Consider the following 20,173-nt stretch of genomic DNA (forward strand, 5'->3'; position numbering starts at 1 on the left):
GCGACGATCAACCGGCTGTGCGGCTCGGGGCTGGACGCGGTGGGCACGGCCGCGCGCGCGATCAAGGCCGGCGAGGCCGGGCTGATGATCGCCGGCGGGGTGGAGAGCATGAGCCGCGCGCCGTTCGTGATGCCCAAGGCCGAGAGCGCGTTCAGCCGCAGCAACGCGGTCTACGACACGACCATCGGCTGGCGCTTCGTGAACCCGCTGATGAAGGCGCAGTACGGCGTGGACTCGATGCCGGAGACGGCGGAGAACGTGGCGAGCGAGTACGGAATCGGGCGGGAGGACCAGGACAGGATGGCCTACGCGAGCCAGATGCGCGCGGTGGCGGCGCAGGAGGCGGGGCATCTGGCGCGCGAGATCGTGCCGGTGACGATCCCGCAGAAGAAGGGCGAGGCGGTCATCGTCGCGAAGGACGAGCATCCGCGCCAGACGAGCCTGGAGGCGCTGGCCAAGCTCAAGGGCGTGGTGCGCCCGGACGGCACGGTGACGGCGGGCAACGCCTCCGGGGTCAACGACGGGGCGTGCGCGCTGCTGCTGGCCGACGAGACCTCGGCGGCGAAGCAGGGGCTGGTGCCGAAGGCGCGCGTGGTGGGCATGGCCACCGCGGGGGTGGCGCCGCGGGTGATGGGGATCGGGCCGGCGCCGGCCACCGAGCGGGTGCTGGCGCTGACGGGGCTGAAGCTCGAGCAGCTCGACGTGATCGAGCTCAACGAGGCGTTCGCGGCGCAGGGCCTGGCGGTGCTGCGGCTGCTGGGGCTGAAGGACGACGACGAGCGCGTCAACGCCTGGGGCGGGGCGATCGCGCTGGGCCACCCGCTGGGCGCGTCGGGTGCGCGACTTGCCACGACGGCGGTGAACCGGCTGCACGCCACGGGCGGGCGCTACGCGCTGTGCACGATGTGCATCGGCGTGGGTCAGGGCATCGCGCTCATCCTCGAGCGCGTCTGAGCCCGGCCGCTTGCGCCAGCCCGGGACGGCGGCCCCGGCACGAAGCCGCACCTCGGAAAACAGGAGACAAGCAATGCGCAAGACACTTCCTTCGGTGGGCGGCAGGCGCCGCCTCCTCGGCCTCGGCCTCGCCTCGATGGCGGCCGGCCTGCTCGGCGCGGTGCCCGGCGTGGCGGGCGCGCAGGCGGCCTTCCCGAGCAAGCCGATCACGATCATCGTGCCGTTCTCGGCGGGCGGCACCACCGACATCCTGGCGCGCCTGATCGGCCAGCAGCTCGGTCCCGAGCTCGGCGGCCAGACGGTCGTGATCGACAACCGGGCCGGCGCGGGCGGCAACATCGGCGCGCAGGCCGCGGCGCGCGCGGCGGCCGACGGCCACACGCTGTTCATGGGCACCGTGGGCACGCATGCGATCAACGCCAGCCTCTACAAGAAGCTGCCCTACGACCCGGTGAAGGACTTCGCGCCGCTGACGCGCGTGGCGGTGGTGCCCAACCTGCTGGTGACGCACCCTTCCGTGCCGTTCAAGACGGTGCCGGAGATGATCGCCTACGCCCGCGCCAACCCGGGCAAGCTCACCTTTGGCTCGCCGGGCAACGGCAGCTCGCCGCACATCTCGGGCGAGCTGTTCAAGAGCCTGGCGAAGGTCGACATGCAGCACATCCCCTACAAGGGCAGCGCACCGGCGATGTCGGACCTGCTCGGCGGGCAGATCGACGTGATGTTCGACAACATGCCCTCGGCGCTGCCGCACGTGAAGAGCGGCAAGCTGCGCGCGCTCGCCGTCACGCCGGCCAGGCGCTCGCCTGAGCTGCCGTCCGTGCCGACCCTGGCCGAGGCCGGCGTGCCCGGCTACGAGGCGACCTCCTGGTTCGGGCTGTACGCCCCGGCCGGCACGCCGCCGCAGGTGCTGTCGCGGCTGCACGGGGCGCTCACGAAGGTGCTGGCCAGCCCCGAGGTGCAGAAGAAGATCGCCGAGCAGGGCGCGGAGCCGGTGAGCGAGACGCCCGAGGAGTTCGCCGCCTTTATGCGCCGCGAGACCGAGAAGTGGGCCCGGGTGGTCCGCGAGTCGGGCGCCAGCATCGACTGAGACCGGGGGGCGGCTGCGGCGCGGGCCGCCCTCCGCTCGGATGAATCCGGGCTCTTCATGCGCAGTCCTGTCAGGTCCGGCCTGCCCGACCAAACAATTCCGCATAAGGACATATGAAAAACTTCGTCGCCGGCGGCAGCTAAGTTCCCTATCGTCACGAACCTCACCGTTCGTGCCTGGCTCGCCAGGACCTGCCGCAGCATGAAAATCCGCGCCCTCGACCTCAGCTCCAGCCCGATCAACGCGGAGCACCAGGCCCTCGGCCTGCCCCCGGTGGAGGACGTCGTCTCCCACCCCGAGAACCACCCGGTGCTGCGCGTGGCGATGTGGTCCGCGGTGACGATCCTCGCCAGCCTGCTGCTGGCGGTCGCATGGCGCTTGTTCAGCGGCGAGAACGGCGTCGCCGGCGGCCTCGGCATCATCGAGGGCGCATTGACCAGCCCGGTGTTCTGGAGCGCGGTGGCGGTCGGCTTCCTGGCGCAGGTCATCGACGGTGCGCTCGGCATGGCCTACGGCGTGACTGCCACCACCTTCTTGCTGAGCGCCGGCGCGACGCCGGCCGGCGCGAGCGCCGCGGTGCACATCGCCGAGGTCTTCACCACCGGGCTGTCGGGCATCTCGCACGTCAAGCTCGGCAACGTCTGCCGCAAGCTCTTCGTGCGCCTGCTGGTGCCGGGCATCATCGGCGCGATCCTGGGCGCGGTGCTCGTCACGCAGGTCGACGGCAAGGCGCTCAAGCCCTACATCTCGGCCTACCTGCTGTGCCTCGGCCTCTACATCCTCGTCAAGGCCTATTTCCAGGTGATCAAGCGCAACAAGGAGCCGCGCCATGTCGCGAAGCTCGCGCTGGTGGGCGGCTTCGTCGACGCCGCCGGCGGCGGCGGCTGGGGGCCGGTCGTCACCAGCAACCTGATCGGCGCCGGCAGCGATCCGCGCACCACGATCGGCTCGGTGAACTTCGCCGAGTTCTTCCTGACCCTCTCCAGCGCCACCGCCTTCATCCTGCTGGCGGGCGAGCCCACCACCTGGATGATGGTGGCCGGCCTGGTGTTCGGCGGCATGTTCGCCGCGCCCTTCGCCGCGCTGCTGTGCAAGCGACTGTCGGCGCGCACGCTGATGACGATCGTCGGCTGCCTGATCGTCGTGGTCAGCAGCTGGAACATCTACAGCGCGCTGAAGTGAGGACCGCCGCCGCCGCAGCGCGGCGGGCGGATCAGCCGCGCGGCGGCGGCAGGGCCATCGCGAAGGCGCGCCGGCCGTGGCGCTTGACCTCGTACAGCGCCTCGTCGGCATGCTGCAGCAGTTCGCGCCGGCTCCCGGCGTGCAGCGGATGGCAGGCGATGCCGATGCTTGCGCCGATGTGGGCTTGCAGGCCGCCGTCGATCTCCACCGGCTCGGCCATCGACTCGACGATCGCGAGCGCGATCTCCCCCAGCGAGCGGTCGTCCGGGCCGCAGTTGTAGAGCGCGACGACGAACTCGTCGCCGCCGATGCGGCCGACCAGGTCGGAGGAGCGGCGCACCGCCGCCGACAGGCGCTGCGCACAGCGCAGCAGCACCTGGTCGCCCGCCTTGTGGCCGAGCCGGTCGTTGACCTGCTTGAAGCCGTCGAGGTCGATGTAGAGCAGCGCCACCGGCTCCTGCCGCGCGGCGGCGTCCTGCACGAAGCGGTCGAGCATCGCCAGGCTGCCGGCGCGGTTCTTCAGCCCGGTGAGGCTGTCATGCTCGGCCTGATGCCGGATCAGGTGCTCGGCCCGCTTGCGCTCGGTGATGTCGTACATCACGCCCTCGATCAGCCCGCGCGGCCGGCCCTCGGCGGGATCGGGCGGCCGGTCGGCCTCGGCCTCCCCGGCCGGGCCCTGCACCGAGATCAGGCAGTGCACCCAGCGCCCGCTTCCTCCCTGCTGCCGCAGCTCGAGGTCGACGGACACCGTCTCGCCCCGCTCGCGCGAGCGATGCACCATCTGCAGCACGCGCTCGGGCTGCGCGAACACGGTGCACAGCAGGTCCTTGCCCCCCAGGCGCCGCATCTCGTCCAGCGACAGGCCGACGAGCTTCTGCACCGTCGGGTTGCCGTTGATGAGGCGGCCCTGCTCGTCGAGCACGAAGATGCCGGCGCTGGTCGAGTCGAAGATCTGGCGGTACTGCGCCTCCATCGCCTCGACCTCCGCGCGCAGCTCGCGCTCGCGCTGCAGCGCGGCCAGGTTGGCCTGCAGCAGCGTGTTGGCGCTGGAGATCAGCATGCCGATCTCGTCGGCGCGGTGCAGCGGCCGCGTCGGCAGCCGGTAGGCGCTGCCGGGCTGCACGGTGCGCAGCTCGCGCGACAGCCAGCGGATCGGCCCGGTGACGATGCGCGCGGACAGGACGGAGATCGCGCCCGCCACCAGCAGCCCGTAGCAGACGATCAGCCCGGTGAGCGTGGAGGCCTGGGCGCGCGCGTCGGCGCGCAGCCGCCGCATGTCGGCCAGGAGGCGCAGCCGCCCGAGCGGCTCCTGCGCGTCGAAGGGCGAGTGCAGCGCTTGCTCGACGACCAGCGCGGCGCCGGCGTCGCGCCCGGGCATCGCGCCACGGCTCATCAGCGGCCGGCCCTGCAGGTCGAGGATCTCCACCTGAGCCACCGCCGCGTTGGCGGCCACGCCCTCGATCACCTCGCGCAGCAGCAGCGGGTCGGCGGTGAAGGCGGCGATCGCCGCGGTCTTCTCGATCGCGCCGAGCAGGTCGCGCAGCGTGGTCTGGCCCTTGTCGATCTCGCGCTGGTAGCCGAGCTGGAAGGCCACCAGGCCGCCGAGGGTCGTGAACAGCGCCGTGACGAGCAGCAGGATCAGCAGGAAGCGCGCCTGCAGGCCCTGGTCCCGCCAGACGTCGAGCAGCCGTCTCAAGGCGCTTCCTTCAGCACCAGCACCGTGCGCACGCCGGCGTCGGTCGGCGCCGTCGTCAGGTAGCCGATCGCGCTCGGGTTGCGCCGCACCATGTCGAGCATCACCGCCTCGTTCGGCAGCGACTGCGGCGGCAGCGTCTGGCCGCTGAACATCAGCCGTGCCCAGTAGCTGTTGAGCTGCGCCGGGCTCATGCCGACCAGCGCGCGGTAGAAGCGCGCCCGCACCGCGTCGTCGCGCGGCAGATCGAAGGGCAGCGCGAAGTCGCCGCCGGCGAAGGCGCGGGTGCGACCCATGAACAGGTCGACCGCCTCCTTCTGGCTCAGCGCGCGCACCGGGTTGGCGGCGTGCACGATGACGTGGAGGTCGGCCGCGGAGGTGGAAGCCGCCAGCGACAGCGCAAGGGCCAGCAGGCCGCGCCCGATCGAGAGTCCGATGCCCATCGCGCGCTCAGAAGATGAAGTCCAGCGCTGCGGAGACGAGGTTCACCTGCTGCGGCTCCAGCGAGGTGGCGCCCCACAGCCCGGCACCGGCGCGCGCGACGCGCACCCGGTCCCATTGCAGCTTCAGCGCGACGCGGTCGTCGAGATCCCATCGCAGCCCAGCCGACAGCGTGTTCTGCTCGATGCGCGACATGTTGATCGCGTACATCGCTCCCGTGCCCAGCGCCTGGGCCTGCGCGGCCTGCGCCGCGCCGAGCACCGGCGCGAGCGCGGCGGTCCAGTCGGGCGTGCCGACCGCGCCATGGCGGGGACGCACATGACTGAGCACGCCGAACAGCGTCGCGTCGCCGTGCCGCCACGCCAGGCCGGTGTAGGCGCTGTGCCCGTCCACCGCATGCGACTCGCTTTGCACCATCGCGAACTCGCTCTGCCACTGCCAGGCGCCTTGCGTCCAGACCAGGCCGAGCGCGCCGTAGGTCCCCTTGTCTGCGGAGGGCAGCCGCCCGCGCAGTTGCCGGGCCTCGGCGGCGACTGCGGCCACCGGCAGCTGGCCGATCCCGTCGAGCCCTGCCGCGATCGTGCTCATCGGGGCGTCCCCCCCGGAGCTCCGGGCCGATGCCCGCGACAGCGTCCCCTTCAGCAGCCAGGGGCCGTGCTCGTGCTGCAGCGTTGCACCGAGGACGTGGTCGAAGTCGACGTGGATCGAGCCCTGCCCGCGGGCGAAGGCCATGGTCTCGTGCATGCGGCCGGCGAACACGGTGAGCTGCCAGCGCCCCGCGCCCTGCATCCAGCCGTGGCGGAGATCGACCCCGTCCAGCACCTCGGGAATCCAGCCGTAGAACTCGGGCATTGGCCGCACCCAGGGGTAGGCGAAGCCGACATGGCGGTAGTCGGCGAGCAGGTAGAGGTCGGGGCTGAGGCGGCCGGCGCGCAGGCGCAGGTCGGGCCGCGGCTCGTAGGAGGCGAAGGCCCACTGCAGGCTGTCGGCCGCGGGCGTCTCGGGCAGCCGGGACCGCAGCAGGCCCTGCACCACGAACTCCCATTGCTGGCTGGTGCGCAGGTTGGCCTGCAGGCCCAGGCGCGTGTCGACGTCGGCGCGCCACTCCCGGGTGGAGTCGGTGCCCTGCGTGCGACCGCTGCGGAAGGTGTGGCTGTCGGCGGCATCGTTGCCGACCCAGCCGAGCGTGCCGAAGCCGCTCAGGCGCAAGCCGGTGCCGGTGGCGACGCCCTCACTCGCCGCCTGGGCAAGGCCGAGCGCGAGGCACAGCGCCGTGGCGCACGCGGCACGGACGGGACGGAGGTGGAGGCGGAACATGGCGGGCGATTGTCCCGCCGCGCCCGGCGCTGGATGGGCCGAGGAGCGCCGCGAATGCGGCGCAGTTCCGGTGAACCGGCGTCGCCGCCCGGCGGCGGCCTCGCCTCAGGTGCCGACGTAGTTGGGCCCGCCGCCGCCTTCCGGGGTGACCCAGACGATGTTCTGCGTGGGGTCCTTGATGTCGCAGGTCTTGCAGTGCACGCAGTTCTGCGCGTTGATCTGCAGCCGTTGCCCGCCGCCCTCGGCCTCGACGAACTCGTACACGCCTGCAGGGCAGTAGCGGCTCTCGGGGCCGGCGTACTGCGCGAGGTTCACCTCCACCGGCACGGACGTATCCTTGAGCGTGAGGTGCGCGGGCTGGTTCTCCTCGTGGTTGGTGTTGCTGAGGAACACCGAGGAGAGCCGGTCGAATGAGAGGACACCGTCGGGCTTCGGGTACTCGATCTTCTTGCACTGCTCGGCCGGCAGCAGGTAGCTGTGGTCCGGGGCCTTCCTGTGCACGGTCCACGGCGGGTTCTTCACGCCGAGCTTCGGGAGCAGCCACTGCTCGATGCCGGTCATGAGCGTCGCGGTGTTGCGCCCCTTCTTGAACCACTGCTTGAAGTTCTTGGCCTGGTTGAGTTCCGCGTGCAGCCAGCTCGCTTCGAAGGCCTCGGGGTAGGCCGAGAGTTCGTCGTGCTGGCGCTGCTGGCCGAGGGCTTCGAAGGTGGCCTCCGCGCACAGCATGCCGGTCTTGATCGCCGCGTGGCTGCCCTTGATGCGGCTGGCGTTGAGGTAGCCGGCCTCGCAGCCGACCAGCGCGCCGCCGGGGAACACGGTCTTGGGCAGCGACAGCAGCCCGCCCGCGGTGATCGCGCGCGCGCCGTAACTCACGCGCTTGCCGCCCTCCAGGTGCTTCCTGATCACCGGGTGGGTCTTGAAGCGCTGGAACTCCTCGAAGGGCGACAGCCACGGGTTCTTGTAGTCCAGCCCGACCACGAAGCCGATGTAGACCTGGTTGTTCTCGGCGTGATAGAGGAAGGAGCCGCCGTAGGTGTCGGGCTCGAGCGGCCAGCCGGCGGTGTGCACGACGAGCCCGGGGCGGTGGCGCGCCGGGTCGATCTCCCACACCTCCTTGAGCCCGATGCCGTAGCTCTGCGGGTCGCGGCCTTCATCCAGGCGGAAGCGCTCGATGAGCTGCTTGCCCAGGTGCCCGCGCGAGCCCTCGGCGAAGATCGTGTACTTCGCCAGCAGCTCCATGCCGAGCTGGAAGGCGTCGGTGGGCTCGCCGTCACGGCCGATCCCCATGTTGCCGGTGGCGACGCCGCGCACCGAGCCGTCCTCGTTGTAGAGCACCTCCGCGGCGGCGAAGCCGGGGAAGATCTCCACGCCCAGCGCTTCGGCTTGGCTGCCCATCCAGCGCACGACGTTGCCGAGGCTGACGATGTAGTTGCCGTGGTTCTGGAAGCACTCGGGCAACAGTGCCGGGGGCGGGGCCTGCGCGCCGCCCTCGCTCAGGAACAGGAACTCGTCCTGCGTCACCGCCTGGTTCAGCGGCGCGCCGAGCTCTTTCCAGTCGGGCAGCAACTCGGAGAGCGCGCGCGGGTCCATGATCGCGCCGGAGAGGATGTGCGCGCCGGGCTCAGAGCCCTTCTCGAGCACGCACACCGAGACCTCGCGGTCCTGGGCGGCGGCGAGCTGCTTGAGGCGGATCGCGGTGGCGAGGCCCGCCGGGCCGGCGCCGACGATCACCACGTCGTATTCCATCGATTCGCGCGGGCCGTACTGGGCCAGCAGCGCTTGAGAACTGACCGAAGCCATCACTGGAAGTCCATTTCGTTGTGGGGGCGGTGCAGAACCGCCTCCGGGCGCGACCGGGGCACGTCGGTCACCGGGCCCGGCGCCGCTGTGCCGCCGCCGGGTGACGAGGGCGCGGCCGCCGGAGCGTCGGCCCACGGGCCGGGTTCGTCGAACTCGCGGGTGCGTTCGCGCAGCTCCCGCAGGCACCGGATCAGCAGTCCCATTCCGAATCCTCCCCCCGTCCCGCGGTCCGCGTCGAAGTCGATCAGAGCCTCTCGATCAGCTCGGGCACGGCCTGGAACAGGTCGGCCTCGAGCGCGTAGTCCGCGACGCCGAAGATCGGCGCCTCGGGGTCCTTGTTGATCGCGACGATCACCTTGGAGTCCTTCATGCCGGCGAGGTGCTGGATCGCGCCGGAGATGCCGCAGGCCACATACAGCTGCGGCGCCACGATCTTGCCCGTCTGCCCGACCTGCCAGTCGTTGGGCGCGTAGCCCGCATCGACCGCCGCGCGGCTCGCGCCCAGGGCGGCGCCGAGCTTCTCGGCCAGCGGCGTCAGCACCTCGCCGAACTTCTCGCTGCTGCCCAGCGCGCGGCCGCCCGAGACGATCACCTTGGCCGCGGTCAGCTCCGGGCGGTCGCTCTTCGTCACTTCGCGGCCGACGAAGCTGGAGAGGCCTGCGTCGGCCACCGCCGCAACGCTCTCGATGGCGGCCGAGCCGCCCGAGGCCGGTGCCGCGTCGAAGCCGGTGGTGCGCACCGTGATCACCTTCACCGCGTCGCTGCTCTGCACCGTCGCGATCGCGTTGCCGGCGTAGATCGGGCGCTCGAAGGTGTCGGCGCTCACGACCCTGGTGATGTCGGAGAGCTGCGCCACGTCGAGCCTGGCCGCCACGCGCGGGGCGACGTTCTTGCCCGAGGCGGTGGAGGGAAAGAGCAGGTGGCTGTAGCCGGGCGCGAGCGCCAGCACCTGCGCCGCGAGGTTCTCGGCCAGGCCTTCGGCGAGCGCCGGCGAGTCGGCGTGCAGCACCTTGGCCACGCCCGCGATGCGCGAGGCGGCCTCGGCGGCCCCGGCCGCGTTCGCGCCCGCCACCAGCACGTGCACCTCGCCGCCGCATGCGGCGGCCGCGGTCACGGCGTTGAGCGTGGCGCCCTTGATCGATCGGTTGTCGTGTTCGGCAATGACGAGTGCGCTCATGTTCAGATCACCTTCGCTTCGTTCTTCAGTTTCTCGACCAGCGCCGCCACGTCGGCGACCCTGACGCCGGCGCTGCGCTTCGCAGGCTCGGCGACCTTCAGCGTCTTCAGCCGCGGCGCGAGGTCCACGCCGAGCGTGTCGGCCTTGACCGTCTCGAGCGGCTTCTTCTTGGCCTTCATGATGTTGGGCAGCGTCACGTAGCGCGGCTCGTTCAGGCGCAGGTCGGTCGTGACGACCGCCGGCAGCGCGAGCGACAGCGTCTCGAGGCCGCCGTCGACCTCGCGCGTGACCTGCAGCCGCCCGTCGGCGAGCGCCACCTTGCTCGCGAAGGTCGCCTGCGGCAGACCGGCCAGCGCGGCGAGCATCTGCCCGGTCTGGTTGCAGTCGTCGTCGATCGCCTGCTTGCCGAGGATCACCAGCTGAGGCTGCTCGCGCTCCACCAGCGCCTTCAGCAGCTTCGCGACCGCGAGCGGCTGCAGCTCGGCATCGGTCTCGACCAGGATCGCGCGGTCGGCGCCGACCGCCATCGCGGTGCGCAGCGTCTCCTGGCACTGGGCGGGGCCGCAGGACACCGCGATCACCTCGGTGACGAGGCCCTTCTCCTTCAACCGCACCGCCTCCTCGACGGCGATCTCGTCGAAGGGGTTCATGCTCATCTTGACGTTGGCGAGGTCCACGCCGCTGCCGTCGGATTTCACGCGGACCTTGACGTTGTAGTCGACGACCCGTTTCACGGGCACGAGTGCTTTCATGAGGGCTTCCTTCCGTGGGAGGAGAACGAGGGGAGGGGGGTGGCGAAGGGTGCGAGGCGGCGCAGCGCCTCGTGCATCTGTTGTTCGAGCCGTGCGACGATCGCGGCCAGCGGTTCGAGTCGGTCGACGAAGGCAAGCGCATGGCCGGCGGCCAGCAGCCCCTTCGACCAGTCGCCGCTGCGGTAGGCCTCGCGGCCGATGCGGCCCGAGACCAGCGGCATCAGGTCCTGGATCGTCAGGCCCGGCTGCGCGGCCTCCAGCGCCTTCACCGCGGCGGTGGTCTCGTTGCGCAGGCTGCGCACGGTGTTGCCGACGCTCTGCATGCACAGCTCGGTGTCGGTGGGCTGCGCCTCGACGAGGCGGCGCTTGTAGTCGGCATGGGCCCGGACCTCGTCGGCGACGACGAAGCGGGTGCCGATCACGACGCCCGAGGCGCCCATCGCGAGCGCCGCGAGGACCTGCGAGCCGTGGCCGATGCCGCCGCCGATCAGGTAGGGGACCTGAAGCCGGCTTTCGGCCCAGGCGGCGTTGACGATCGTGCCGACCATGTCCATGCCGGGATGGCCGCCGCACTCGGCGCCGACGATCGCCACCGCGTCGGCGCCGACCGACGCGGCCTTCACCGCGTGGCGCACGGCCGGCACCTTGTGCAGCACCTTCACGCCGGCGTCCTTGAGCAGCGGCATGTACTCCTCGGGGTTGCGTCCCGAGGTCTCGACGAAGCGCACGCCTTCTTCGACGATCGTCTCGAACACCTCGCGGGTCTTCTCGCCCGGCACGAGCTTGGGCAGCATCGAGACGTTGACGCCGAAGGGGCCGCCCTCGCACAGATCACGGCAGCGCCGGATCTCGGCGCGCAGCGCCTCGCGCTCGGGGAAGCTCGCGGCGGTGACGAAGCCGATCAGGCCGGCGCGCGACGCGGCGGCGACGTACTCCGCGTCGGCGAGCCACATCAGGCCGCCGGCGACGATCGGCAGCCGCGTGCCGAACAACGCGGTGACCGGGGTGGGCCAGGAGGGCGCTTGCATCGGGGCGGTCCTTCGCTGCGCTGCCGGCTCAGTCGGCCGCGATGTTCTTGTCGCGGATCACCTTGCCCCACTTCTCGTAGTCGCGGCGGATGCGCTCGCCCATCTGCTCGGGCGTCTGGTAGGCGGCGAAGGTGCCGGCTGCCTTCAGCTTCTCCTGCACGGTGGCGTCGGCGAGCGCCTGCTTCAGCGAGTCCGACAGGCGGGCGACCACATCCTTCGGTGTGCCGGCCGGCACGACCAGGCCGCCCCAGGACACCGCGTCGAAGCCGGGGAAGCCCTGCTCGGAAATCGTCCTCACGTCGGGCGTGAAGGGCACGCGCTGCGGCGAGCCGACCGCGATCGCCCGCAGCTTGCCCGACTGGATGTGCGGCAGCGCCGCGACCATGTCGGAGTACATCAGCGGCACCTGGCCCCCGATCACGTCGGTGATGGCCGGCGCGCCGCCCTTGTAGGGGACATGCTCCATCTCGAACTTGCCGAGCGACTTCAGCGACTCCATCGTCAGGTGGCCGAAGCTGCCCTTGCCCGAGCTGGTGTAGTTCAGCCGGCCCTTCTCGGCGCGCGCCGCCTCGATCATCTGCTGCAGGTTGTTCACGCCCGGCAGGGACTGCGGGTTGACCACCACGACGATCGGCAGGTCGTAGGCAGTGCCGATCGGTGCGAAGTCGCGCAGCATGTCGTAGCTGGCGTTCCTGTAGAGGTGCGGCGCGAGCAGCGTCGGCGTGGCCAGCATCATCAGCGTGTAGCCATCGGCCGGGCTCTTCGCGACCGCGGCCGCGGCGATCGCGCCGGAGGCGCCGGCGCGGTTCTCGACCACCACGGTCTGCCTGAGCTGCTGGCCCATCTTCTCGCCGATGAGGCGCGTCGCGACGTCGGTCGGGCCGCCGGGCGGGAAGGGCACGACGATCTTGATCATCTTGCTCGGGAAGGCCTGCTGCGCGAAGGCGAGGCCGGCGGGCAGTGCGAGGGCGAGCGCGAGCAGGCTGCGGCGGACGGTGCCGCGGAAGGCGGGCTTGGACATGGGCTTGTCTCCAGGTTTCGGTGATCGGGGGCGCTCAGACGACGCCGCGGTCCTTGAGCTGCGCGAGCTGCTCGTCGGACAGGCCCGCGAGCGAGGCGAGCACCTCACGGGTGTCGCCGCCGAGCTGCGGCGGCGGGCGGCGCACCGGCGGGCGCTCGCCGTCGAAGCGGTAGGGCGGTGCGAGCACCGGCGTGCTGCCGGCCTCGGGGTGCGGCTGCTGCGTCACCAGCCCGCCGCGCACCGCGCGCGGCGAGGTCAGCGCCTCGTGCAGGCCGAGCACCTCGCCGCAGGGGATGCCGCAGGCGTTCAGCCGCGCGAGCAGCTCCTGGCGCGGACGGGCCGCGAGCTCGCGGTTGATCTCGGGCAGCAGCACGGCGCGGTTGGCCGAGCGCTCCAGGTTGGTCGCGAAGCGCGCATCGTCCGCGAGCTCCGGTCGGTCGATCACCTCGCGGCAGAAGCGCTGGAACTGCGCGTTGTTGCCGACCGTGATCACGAGCGGGCCGTCCGCCGCGTCGAACACGCCGTAGGGCACGATCGACGGGTGCGCGTTGCCGTAGCGCGGCGGATCCTCCCCCTGCAGCAGCGCCTCCAGCCCGTAGTAGGCGGTGATCATCAGCCCGCAGTCGAACAGCGCCATCTCGATGTGGCGGCCCTGGCCGGTCTTCTGGCGCTCGTAGAGCGCGGCGAGCACCGCCTGCGCCGCGTACATGCCGGTGAACATGTCCACCGCGGCGACGCCGAACTTCAGCGGCGGGCGGTCCGCCTCACCGTTGAGCGCCATCAGGCCCGCCTCGCCCTGCACCAGCAGGTCGTAGCCGGGGCGCGAGGCCTCCGGGCCGCTGCGGTCGTAGCCGGAGATCGAGCAGTAGACCAAGCCCGGGTTCTCCGCGCGCAGCTGCTCCCAGCCCAGGCCCATCTTCTCGACGCCGCCGAACTTGAAGTTCTGGATCACGACGTCGCTCTGGCCCGCGAGCTTGCGCGCGATCTCCAGCCCCTCAGCCGACAGCAGGTCGAGCGTCACCGAGCGCTTGTTGCGGTTGACGCTGTTGAAGTAGGAGGTCTCGGTGCGCCCCACGCGCAGGCCCCAGTCGCGCGTGTCGTCGCCGCGCTTCGGGTGCTCGACCTTGATCACCTCGGCGCCCAAGTCGCCGAGCACCATGCCGCACAGCGGCCCGGCCAGCACACGCGACAGGTCGAGCACGCGCACGCCGGCCAGCGGCAGCGCGGAAGGGGTGGGAGCGGTGGAAGGGGTCGTCATGGCTTGTCCTTGCCGGCGGCGGCGCGCAGCGCGCCGAAGTCCGCCGGGCGTTTCTCGAAGAAGGCCGCGATGCCCTCGGCGGATTCGGCGTCGCCGAGCGACTCGACCATGTGGTCGGCCTCGCGCTCGAGTTGCGCGTCGAGCGCGGCGCCGGGGGCGTGGCGGCACAGGTCCTTGATGCGCGCCATCGCGCGCGCCGGGCCGGCGGCCAGCCGCGCGGCGAGCGCCACCGCCTCGGCCTCGGCGCAGCCGGTGTCGGCGAGCCGGTTGACTGCGCCGAAGGACGCGAGCCGCTCGGCGCCGATGCGCTCGCCGCCCAGGCACAGCTCGGTCAGCAGCTGGCGCGGCAGGAACTCGGCGAGGAAGGCGGTGGCGCCGCCGTCCGGGCTCAGGCCCACCTTCACGTAGGCGACCGAGAAGTAGGCCTGGCGCGCCATCACGAGCAGGTCGCAGGCGAGCGCGAGCGACACGCCCGCGCCGGCCGCGCCGCCCTCGACGGCGGCGACCACCGGCTTGGCGCAGTCGCGGATCGCGCGCACCAGGCCGTGCAGGCCTTCCAGGCGCTCGCGCCGTTCGGCGGGCGCCAGCTCGCGGCGGCGCGCCAGCTGGCGCAGGTCGCCGCCGGCGCAGAAGAAGCCGCCGGCGCCAGTCAGCACGATCGCGCCGACCGAGGCGTCGGCCTGCGCGTCGGCCAGCGCCGCCTTCAGCGCGGCGTAGAACTGCGGCGACAGCGCGTTGCGCGCGGCCGGGTTGTTGTTGACGAGCACCCGAACCGGGCCCTCGTCGCGCACGAGCAGCACGTCGTCCATCGTCTTCAGCCCCGGCCGAGCGCGACGAAGCGCTCCAGGTGGTGATCCTCGTCGCCGAGCTGGTGGTCGATCATCACCAGGCGCTTGGCGTAGTGCGCCAGCGGCAGCTCCCAGGTCATACCGATGCCGCCGTGCAGCTGGATGCACTCCTCGGCAACCTGCGTGCCGACGCGGCCGATGGTGTACTTCGCGGCCGACAGCGCGCGCTCGCGCGCCACGCGGTCCCCGCCGTCGAAGGCGGCCGCCGCGTTGATCAGCGCCGAGCGCGCCTGCTCGACCTCGAGCAGCAGGTCGGCCATGCGGTGCTGCAAGGCCTGGAAGCTGCCGATCGGCACGCCGAACTGCTTGCGGGTGCGCAGGTACTCGAGCGTCGCGTCCTTGGCCGCGTCCATCGCGCCGACGGCTTCCGCGCACAGCGCGAGGATGCCGGCGCCGGTGACGCGCTCGATCGTCGCGAAGGCCGCGCCTTCGGCGCCGAGCAGCGCGTCGGTGCCGACCTCGACGCCGTCGAGCACGAGTTCGGCCGCGTGGCCGCCGTCGATCAGCGGGTAGCCGCGCTGCGACAGGCCCGGCGTGCCGGCCTCGATCAGGAACAGCGAGAGGCCGGTCTCGTCGTCGACCGCCCCGGAGGTGCGGGCGCTGACGACGAACACCTCGGCCGCGTCGCCGTTGAGCACGACGGCCTTGGCACCGTCGAGCACCCAGCCGCCCTCGGAACGGAGCGTGGCGCGCGTCGCGACGCGCGAGAGCTCGTGGAAGGACTCCGGCTCCTCGTGCGCGAAGGCGGCCAGCCGCGTGCCGGCGATGATCGCGTCGAGCTGCGCGCGCTGCGCCTCGTCGCCCGCGGCGGCGATCGCGCCGCCGGCGAGCACCGCCGAGCCGAGGAAGGGCTCGACCACCAGGCCGCGGCCGAGCTGCTCGAACACCACCGCGATGTCGAAGCCGGCGCCGCCGAAGCCGCCGTCCTCCTCGCGGAACAGCGCGCCCACGGCGCCGAGCTCGGCGAAGTGGCCCCAGAGCTTGGGGCTGTAGCCACGCTCGGAGCGGGCCACCGCGTCGCGGGTCTCGAAGCCGTACTGCTCGCGCACGAAGCGCTCGAGCGTGTCCGCCAGCATGCGGCGGTCTTCGGTGTGCGTGAAGTTCATCGGCGTGTCCTCACAGGCCGAGGATCATCTTGGAGATGATGTTCCTCTGGATCTCGTTGGAGCCGCCGAAGATCGACAGCTTGCGGTTGTTGAAGTACTGGGCGGCGGCGGCGGCGGCCTCCTCGGGGCCGACCGGCGTGCCCTCCCAGCCCTCGTCGAGCGCCTCGTCGACGAAGGGGCGCGCGTAGGGGCCCATCGCGCGCCGGTAGAGCGAGGAGATCTCCTGGCGGATCTGCGTGCCGCGGATCTTGAGCATCGAGCTCTCGGCGCCAGGCACGCCGCCGCCGGCCACCGCCGCGATCACGCGCAGGTTGGTGGTCTTCATGTTCTCGAGCTCGATCTCGACGCGGGCGATGCGCGCCGCGAACGCCGGGTCCTCGATCAGCGGGCGGCCGCGCTTCTGTTGCTTCGCCGCGAACTGCTTGAGCCGGCCGAGCGCCGCCACTGAAAAACCGACGCCGGCGATGTTGGTGCGCTCGTAGGTCAGCAGGTACTTGGCGCAGGTCCAGCCCTTGTTCTCCTCGCCGATCAGGTTCTCCACGGGCACGCGCACGTCGGTGAAGAACACCTCGTTGACCTCGTGCTCGCCGTCGAGCGTGACGATCGGGCGCACCTCGACGCCGGGGCTCGCCATGTCGATCAGCAGGAAGCTGATGCCCTCCTGCTTCTTGACCTCGCGGTTGGTGCGCACGAGACAGAAGATCATGTTGGCGTGCTGGCCGAGCGTGGTCCAGGTCTTCTGGCCGTTGACCACGTAGTGCTCGCCGTCGCGCACCGCGGTGGTCTTGACCGCGGCGAGGTCCGAGCCCGCGCCGGGCTCGGAGTAGCCCTGGCACCACCAGTCGGAGCCGTCGAGGATGCGCGGCAGCCAGTGGCGCTGCTGCGCCTCGCTGCCGTACTTGATCAGCACGGGCCCGAGCATGTTGACGCCGAAGGGCACGATGCGCGGCGCATGCGCGAGCGCGCACTCGTGCTCGAAGATGAACTTCTCGGCCACGCTCCAGCCCGGGCCGCCGTGCTCGCGCGGCCAGTGGTTGGCGAGCCAGCCGCGCGCGTTGAGCGTCGCGTGCCACTCGGCCATGTCCTCGCGGGACAGGCGGCGGCCAGCGCGCACCTTGTCGGAGATGCGCCGGGGCAGCTTCTCGGCCAGGAAGGCCTGCACCTCGGCGCGGAAGGCTTCTTGCTCGGGGGTGAATCGGAGGTCCATGCGGGTCTCGTGTCTGTGGAATCGGGGCGGCCCGGGCGGTCCGGGATTCAGGCGGACTGGTTCAGGCTCGCGAAGTCGGCACCGCGCTCGACCAGATCGACCAGCAGCGGCGAGGGCTGCCAGAACAGCGGGTCTTCCTTGGCGAACTCGCGGATGTCGGCCAGCAGCTGCGGCAGGCCCGTCATGTCGGCGTACTTCATCGGGCCGCCGCGGTGGCGCGGGAAGCCGTAGCCGCTGAGGAACACGACGTCCACGTCGAGCGGGCGCAGCGCGATGCGCTGGTGCACGACGTTGGCGCCCTCGTTGATCATCGCGGCCATGTAGCGGCGCACGATCTCCTCGTTCGTGAAGCTGCGCGGGGTGACGCCGGCGCGCGCGCGCTCGGCCTCGACGATCGCGAGCACCTCGGGATCCGGGCGGCCGGCGCGGCTGCCTTCCGGGTACAGGTACCAGCCGCGGCCGGTCTTCTGGCCGAACCAGCCGCGCTCGCACAGCCGGTCGGCGATCTGCACGTAGCGCGCGCGCGGGTCGCGGGTCGCGGCGCGGCGCTTGCGCGTGGCCCAGCCGATGTCGCCGCCGGCGAGGTCCGAGACCTGGAAGGGGCCCATCGCGAAGCCGAACTCGCGCAGCGCCTCGTCGATCTGGTAGGGCGAGGCGCCGTCCTCCATCAGGTGGTCGGCCGCCTGGCGGTAGACCGCGAGCACGCGGTTGCCGATGAAGCCGTCGCACACGCCCGCGCGCACCGGCACCTTGCGCAGCGTCTTCGCCAAGGCGAAGCCGGTGGCGACCACGTCGGCCGAGACGCACGCCGGCACGACGATCTCGAGCAGCTTCATGATGTTCGCCGGCGAGAAGAAGTGCAGGCCCAGCACGTCGCCGGGGCGCGAGACGCTGGCGGCGATCTCGTCGATGTCGAGGTAGGAGGTGTTGGTCGCGAGCACGGCGCCGGGCTTGCAGACGCGGTCCAGCTCCGCGAACACCGCCTTCTTGACCGCCATGTCCTCGAACACCGCCTCGACCACCAGGTCCACCGCGCCGAACGCCTCGTAGGAGGTGGCGCCCGTGAAGCGCGCCATCACCGCGGCCTTCGCGTCGGGCGTCATGCGGCCCTTGGCGACCAGGCCGTCGTAGACCTTCTCGACGTTGGCGCGGCCGCGCGCGAGGCTCGCCTCGTCGCGCTCGACCATCGTCACCGGCAGGCCGGCGTCGAGCATCGCCACCGCGATGCCCGCGCCCATCGTGCCGCCGCCGACGACGCCGGCCGAGGCCACCGGGCGCGGCTGCGCGGCCCGCGCCTCCGGCACCTTCGCGACCTCGCGCTCGGCGAAGAAGGCATGGATCAGGCCCTGGCGCTGCGGGCTGTCGATGCACTGCAGGAAGAGCTCGCGCTCCAGCCGCATGCCCTCGTCGAAGGGCCGGTCGAGCGCGGCCTCGACCGCCTCGACGATCTTCAGCGGCGAGAACAGGCCGCGCGACTTGCGCGCGGTCTCGGCGCGCGCGGCCTCGAGCGCGGCGCGCTGCGCGTCGCGGTCGGCGAGCCCCTGGGCATCGCGGCTGCGGCGCACCGGGGCACCCGCGGCGAGCAGCTCTTCCGCGTAGGCCAGGCCCTGCGCGCGCGCGTCGCCGGCAGCACCAATGCGGTCGATCAGGCCGAGGCGCAGCGCCTCGTCGGGCCCGATGTGCCGGCCGCTGAGCATCAGCTCGATCGCGGCGGCGACGCCGATCAGGCGCGGCGTGCGCTGTGTGCCGCCCGAGCCCGGGATCAGGCCGATCTGCACCTCGGGCAGGCCGAGCTTCGCTCCCGGCAACGCGAGGCGGTAGTGCGCCGCGAGCGCGATCTCCAGCCCGCCGCCGAGGGCCGGGCCGTGCAGCGCCGCGACCACCGGCTTGGCGCAGTCCTCGATGCGGCGGCAGACCTCGGGCAGCGAGGGCGGCAGCGGCGTCTTGCCGAACTCGCGGATGTCGGCGCCGGCGATGAAGCTGCGTCCTGCGCCGACGATCAGCACCGCGGCCGTCCCGGCGTCGGCCTCGGCGGCGTCGATCGCGGCGATCAGGCCGGCGCGTACCGCGGCGGACAGCGCGTTGACCGGCGGGTGGTCGACGGTGACGACGAGCACGCGGCCCAGGCGCTCGGTGCGGACGACGTCGGAGGGCTTCGTGGTGTCGCTCATGGGCAGGCTTCCTCGGGTTCGGTCGGAGTTTCGAAGGTGGCGGGATTGTTGGGTGACATTCAGTTCTTGACAATCACAGCAGATGTTGACGCGCTGTCCAATCCGATTTGACAATCGGGCGATGGACCTCGCATCGCTGACCCTGCTGGTCGAAATCCTCGACGCTGGCAACCTGAGCCAGGCGGCGCGCAAGCTCAACATGAGCCGCGCCAACATCAGCTACCACCTCAACCAGCTCGAGCGCTCGGTCGGCGTGCAGCTCGTGCGGCGCACGACGCGCCACCTCGCGCCCACCGAGGTGGGGCTGCGGCTCTACGAGCACGGCCGCCGCATCCAGAACGAGCTGCTCGCGGCGCGCGAGTCGGTCGCGACCTTCGGCCGCACGTTGCGCGGCCGGGTGCGGCTGAGCGTGCCGACCGGCTACGGCCAGATGGTGATGAGCGACTGGCTGATCGCCTTCAAGCGGCTCTACCCGGACATCGTGCTCGACGTGCTGTTCGAGAACCGGGTCGACGACCTGCTGCGCGAGGAGGTGGACATCGCGATCCGCGTGATGGCCGAGCCGCCGCCGTCGCTGGTGGCGCGCGAGATCGGCACCGTGCGCTACGTGGCCTGCGCGTCGCGCGCCTTCGCCGAGTCGCAGGGGCTGCCGACGCAGCTCGAGCAGTTGCGCTCGGCGCCGGTGGTCACCTCGGGGGTGGTCGGGCGGCAGCTGCGGCTGTCGGCCTACCTGGGGAGCGAGCGCCAGGAGGTGACGCTCGAGCCGACGCTGATCTCCGGGCACTTCCCCTTCCTGCGCCAGGCGATCCTCGCGGGCCTGGGCATCGGCATCGTGCCGGACTACGTGGTGCAGGACGACATCGAGCGCGGCGAGGTCGTGACCGCGCTCGACGCGTGGCGGCTGAGCATCTTCGGCACGCAGCTCTTCATGCTCTACATGCCCAACCGCTTCCACACCGCGGCGACCAGCGCCTTCATCGACTTCGTGCTGGAGCGGGCGCGCGGCGCTGCGCCTGCGCCGCTCGGCGAGCCGGCGGCGCGATAGCCGGGCGTTGCCGTGCGGCGGGCCGGCTCAGCCGGCGCCGCGGGCGGCGAGCAGCTGGGAGATGGAGCGGGCGGCGTCGAGCA

At 71.8% G+C, this 20,173-nt stretch carries 18 protein-coding genes; 4 read left to right on the plus strand and 14 right to left on the minus strand.

Annotated elements, in window-relative coordinates; genetic code table 11:
* The 3 genes from D3A59_RS23220 to D3A59_RS23230 all read left to right on the plus strand — a co-directional run.
* The coding region (locus D3A59_RS23220; RefSeq protein WP_119157697.1) for an acetyl-CoA C-acyltransferase at positions 1-954 on the plus strand (954 nt) is incomplete at its 5' end.
* A gap of 73 nt (positions 955-1,027) precedes the next feature.
* Positions 1,028-2,044, plus strand: a complete 1,017-nt coding sequence (locus D3A59_RS23225) for a Bug family tripartite tricarboxylate transporter substrate binding protein (protein ID WP_119157698.1) — start codon at positions 1,028-1,030, stop codon at positions 2,042-2,044.
* Positions 2,045-2,245: 201 nt separating this feature from the next.
* Complete coding sequence (locus D3A59_RS23230; RefSeq protein ID WP_119157699.1) at positions 2,246-3,226, plus strand: sulfite exporter TauE/SafE family protein; 981 nt, start codon at positions 2,246-2,248, stop codon at positions 3,224-3,226.
* A 31-nt stretch (positions 3,227-3,257) separates the two neighbouring features.
* On the opposite strand, the gene D3A59_RS23235 is transcribed toward D3A59_RS23230, so the two are convergent.
* The 14 genes from D3A59_RS23235 to D3A59_RS23300 all read right to left on the minus strand — a co-directional run bounded on the left by D3A59_RS23235 (position 3,258) and on the right by D3A59_RS23300 (position 19,045).
* Positions 3,258-4,922 (minus strand): diguanylate cyclase domain-containing protein, encoded by a 1,665-nt coding sequence (locus D3A59_RS23235; RefSeq protein WP_119157700.1) that lies wholly within the window; start codon positions 4,920-4,922, stop codon positions 3,258-3,260.
* A complete protein-coding gene (locus D3A59_RS23240) occupies positions 4,919-5,362 on the minus strand; it encodes a type 2 periplasmic-binding domain-containing protein (protein WP_119157701.1) in 444 nt (147 codons plus the stop codon). Before D3A59_RS23240 ends, D3A59_RS23235 begins: the two co-directional genes overlap by 4 nt.
* Positions 5,363-5,369: 7 nt before the next feature.
* A complete protein-coding gene (locus tag D3A59_RS23245) occupies positions 5,370-6,677 on the minus strand; it encodes a hypothetical protein (protein ID WP_119157702.1) in 1,308 nt (435 codons plus the stop codon).
* Positions 6,678-6,782: 105 nt separating this feature from the next.
* Positions 6,783-8,477, minus strand: coding sequence for an electron transfer flavoprotein-ubiquinone oxidoreductase (locus D3A59_RS23250; RefSeq protein ID WP_119157703.1), 1,695 nt, complete (start codon positions 8,475-8,477; stop codon positions 6,783-6,785).
* Positions 8,477-8,680 (minus strand): hypothetical protein, encoded by a 204-nt coding sequence (locus D3A59_RS23255; RefSeq protein ID WP_119157704.1) that lies wholly within the window; start codon positions 8,678-8,680, stop codon positions 8,477-8,479. The genes D3A59_RS23250 and D3A59_RS23255 overlap by 1 nt, the downstream gene beginning before the upstream one ends.
* 41 nt (positions 8,681-8,721) lie before the next feature.
* On the minus strand, positions 8,722-9,654 hold the full coding sequence (locus D3A59_RS23260) for an electron transfer flavoprotein subunit alpha/FixB family protein (RefSeq protein ID WP_119157705.1): 933 nt from the start codon (positions 9,652-9,654) through the stop codon (positions 8,722-8,724).
* Positions 9,655-9,656: 2 nt separating this feature from the next.
* On the minus strand, positions 9,657-10,406 hold the full coding sequence (locus tag D3A59_RS23265; protein WP_119157706.1) for an electron transfer flavoprotein subunit beta/FixA family protein: 750 nt from the start codon (positions 10,404-10,406) through the stop codon (positions 9,657-9,659).
* The gene (locus D3A59_RS23270; protein ID WP_119157707.1) at positions 10,403-11,434 is read right to left on the minus strand and encodes an NAD(P)H-dependent flavin oxidoreductase; all 1,032 of its coding nucleotides are present in this window, start codon (positions 11,432-11,434) and stop codon (positions 10,403-10,405) included. The genes D3A59_RS23265 and D3A59_RS23270 overlap by 4 nt, the downstream gene beginning before the upstream one ends.
* Before the next feature lie 28 nt (positions 11,435-11,462).
* Positions 11,463-12,455 (minus strand): Bug family tripartite tricarboxylate transporter substrate binding protein, encoded by a 993-nt coding sequence (locus D3A59_RS23275; protein ID WP_119157708.1) that lies wholly within the window; start codon positions 12,453-12,455, stop codon positions 11,463-11,465.
* Between the two features lie 34 nt (positions 12,456-12,489).
* A complete protein-coding gene (locus D3A59_RS23280; RefSeq protein ID WP_119157709.1) occupies positions 12,490-13,713 on the minus strand; it encodes a CaiB/BaiF CoA transferase family protein in 1,224 nt (407 codons plus the stop codon).
* Positions 13,710-14,522, minus strand: a complete 813-nt coding sequence (locus tag D3A59_RS23285; RefSeq protein WP_119157710.1) for an oxepin-CoA hydrolase, alternative type — start codon at positions 14,520-14,522, stop codon at positions 13,710-13,712. The genes D3A59_RS23280 and D3A59_RS23285 overlap by 4 nt, the downstream gene beginning before the upstream one ends.
* A 5-nt stretch (positions 14,523-14,527) precedes the next feature.
* Entirely contained in the window at positions 14,528-15,667 is a 1,140-nt protein-coding gene (locus D3A59_RS23290) for an acyl-CoA dehydrogenase family protein (RefSeq protein WP_119157711.1), read from the minus strand.
* Positions 15,668-15,677: 10 nt separating this feature from the next.
* Positions 15,678-16,874, minus strand: coding sequence for an acyl-CoA dehydrogenase family protein (locus D3A59_RS23295; protein ID WP_119157712.1), 1,197 nt, complete (start codon positions 16,872-16,874; stop codon positions 15,678-15,680).
* A gap of 47 nt (positions 16,875-16,921) precedes the next feature.
* On the minus strand, positions 16,922-19,045 hold the full coding sequence (locus D3A59_RS23300) for a 3-hydroxyacyl-CoA dehydrogenase NAD-binding domain-containing protein (RefSeq protein ID WP_119157713.1): 2,124 nt from the start codon (positions 19,043-19,045) through the stop codon (positions 16,922-16,924).
* Positions 19,046-19,166: 121 nt separating this feature from the next.
* Here D3A59_RS23300 and D3A59_RS23305 point away from each other — a divergent pair, with 121 nt between their 5' ends.
* Positions 19,167-20,090 carry a LysR family transcriptional regulator gene (locus D3A59_RS23305; RefSeq protein ID WP_119157714.1) on the plus strand — a complete coding sequence of 308 codons (924 nt, stop codon included), beginning with the start codon at positions 19,167-19,169 and terminating at the stop codon, positions 20,088-20,090.
* Positions 20,091-20,173 lie beyond the last annotated feature (83 nt).

Source organism: Caldimonas tepidiphila, assembly GCF_003569765.1.
In the GTDB taxonomy this organism is placed as follows: domain Bacteria; phylum Pseudomonadota; class Gammaproteobacteria; order Burkholderiales; family Burkholderiaceae_C; genus Caldimonas; species Caldimonas tepidiphila.

Bases quoted from the DNA above. Each gene is read 5' to 3' on its own strand.
- D3A59_RS23265 (WP_119157706.1), bottom strand. From the start codon at position 10,406: ATGAAAGCACTCGTGCCCGTGAAACGGGTCGTCGACTACAACGTCAAG.
- D3A59_RS23245 (WP_119157702.1), bottom strand. From the start codon at position 6,677: ATGTTCCGCCTCCACCTCCGTCCCGTCCGTGCCGCGTGCGCCACGGCG.
- D3A59_RS23270 (WP_119157707.1), bottom strand. From the start codon at position 11,434: ATGCAAGCGCCCTCCTGGCCCACCCCGGTCACCGCGTTGTTCGGCACG.
- D3A59_RS23225 (WP_119157698.1), top strand. From the start codon at position 1,028: ATGCGCAAGACACTTCCTTCGGTGGGCGGCAGGCGCCGCCTCCTCGGC.
- D3A59_RS23295 (WP_119157712.1), bottom strand. From the start codon at position 16,874: ATGGACCTCCGATTCACCCCCGAGCAAGAAGCCTTCCGCGCCGAGGTG.
- D3A59_RS23305 (WP_119157714.1), top strand. From the start codon at position 19,167: ATGGACCTCGCATCGCTGACCCTGCTGGTCGAAATCCTCGACGCTGGC.
- D3A59_RS23250 (WP_119157703.1), bottom strand. From the start codon at position 8,477: ATGGCTTCGGTCAGTTCTCAAGCGCTGCTGGCCCAGTACGGCCCGCGC.
- D3A59_RS23285 (WP_119157710.1), bottom strand. From the start codon at position 14,522: ATGGACGACGTGCTGCTCGTGCGCGACGAGGGCCCGGTTCGGGTGCTC.
- D3A59_RS23230 (WP_119157699.1), top strand. From the start codon at position 2,246: ATGAAAATCCGCGCCCTCGACCTCAGCTCCAGCCCGATCAACGCGGAG.
- D3A59_RS23300 (WP_119157713.1), bottom strand. From the start codon at position 19,045: ATGAGCGACACCACGAAGCCCTCCGACGTCGTCCGCACCGAGCGCCTG.
- D3A59_RS23240 (WP_119157701.1), bottom strand. From the start codon at position 5,362: ATGGGCATCGGACTCTCGATCGGGCGCGGCCTGCTGGCCCTTGCGCTG.
- D3A59_RS23260 (WP_119157705.1), bottom strand. From the start codon at position 9,654: ATGAGCGCACTCGTCATTGCCGAACACGACAACCGATCGATCAAGGGC.
- D3A59_RS23290 (WP_119157711.1), bottom strand. From the start codon at position 15,667: ATGAACTTCACGCACACCGAAGACCGCCGCATGCTGGCGGACACGCTC.
- D3A59_RS23280 (WP_119157709.1), bottom strand. From the start codon at position 13,713: ATGACGACCCCTTCCACCGCTCCCACCCCTTCCGCGCTGCCGCTGGCC.
- D3A59_RS23275 (WP_119157708.1), bottom strand. From the start codon at position 12,455: ATGTCCAAGCCCGCCTTCCGCGGCACCGTCCGCCGCAGCCTGCTCGCG.
- D3A59_RS23255 (WP_119157704.1), bottom strand. From the start codon at position 8,680: ATGGGACTGCTGATCCGGTGCCTGCGGGAGCTGCGCGAACGCACCCGC.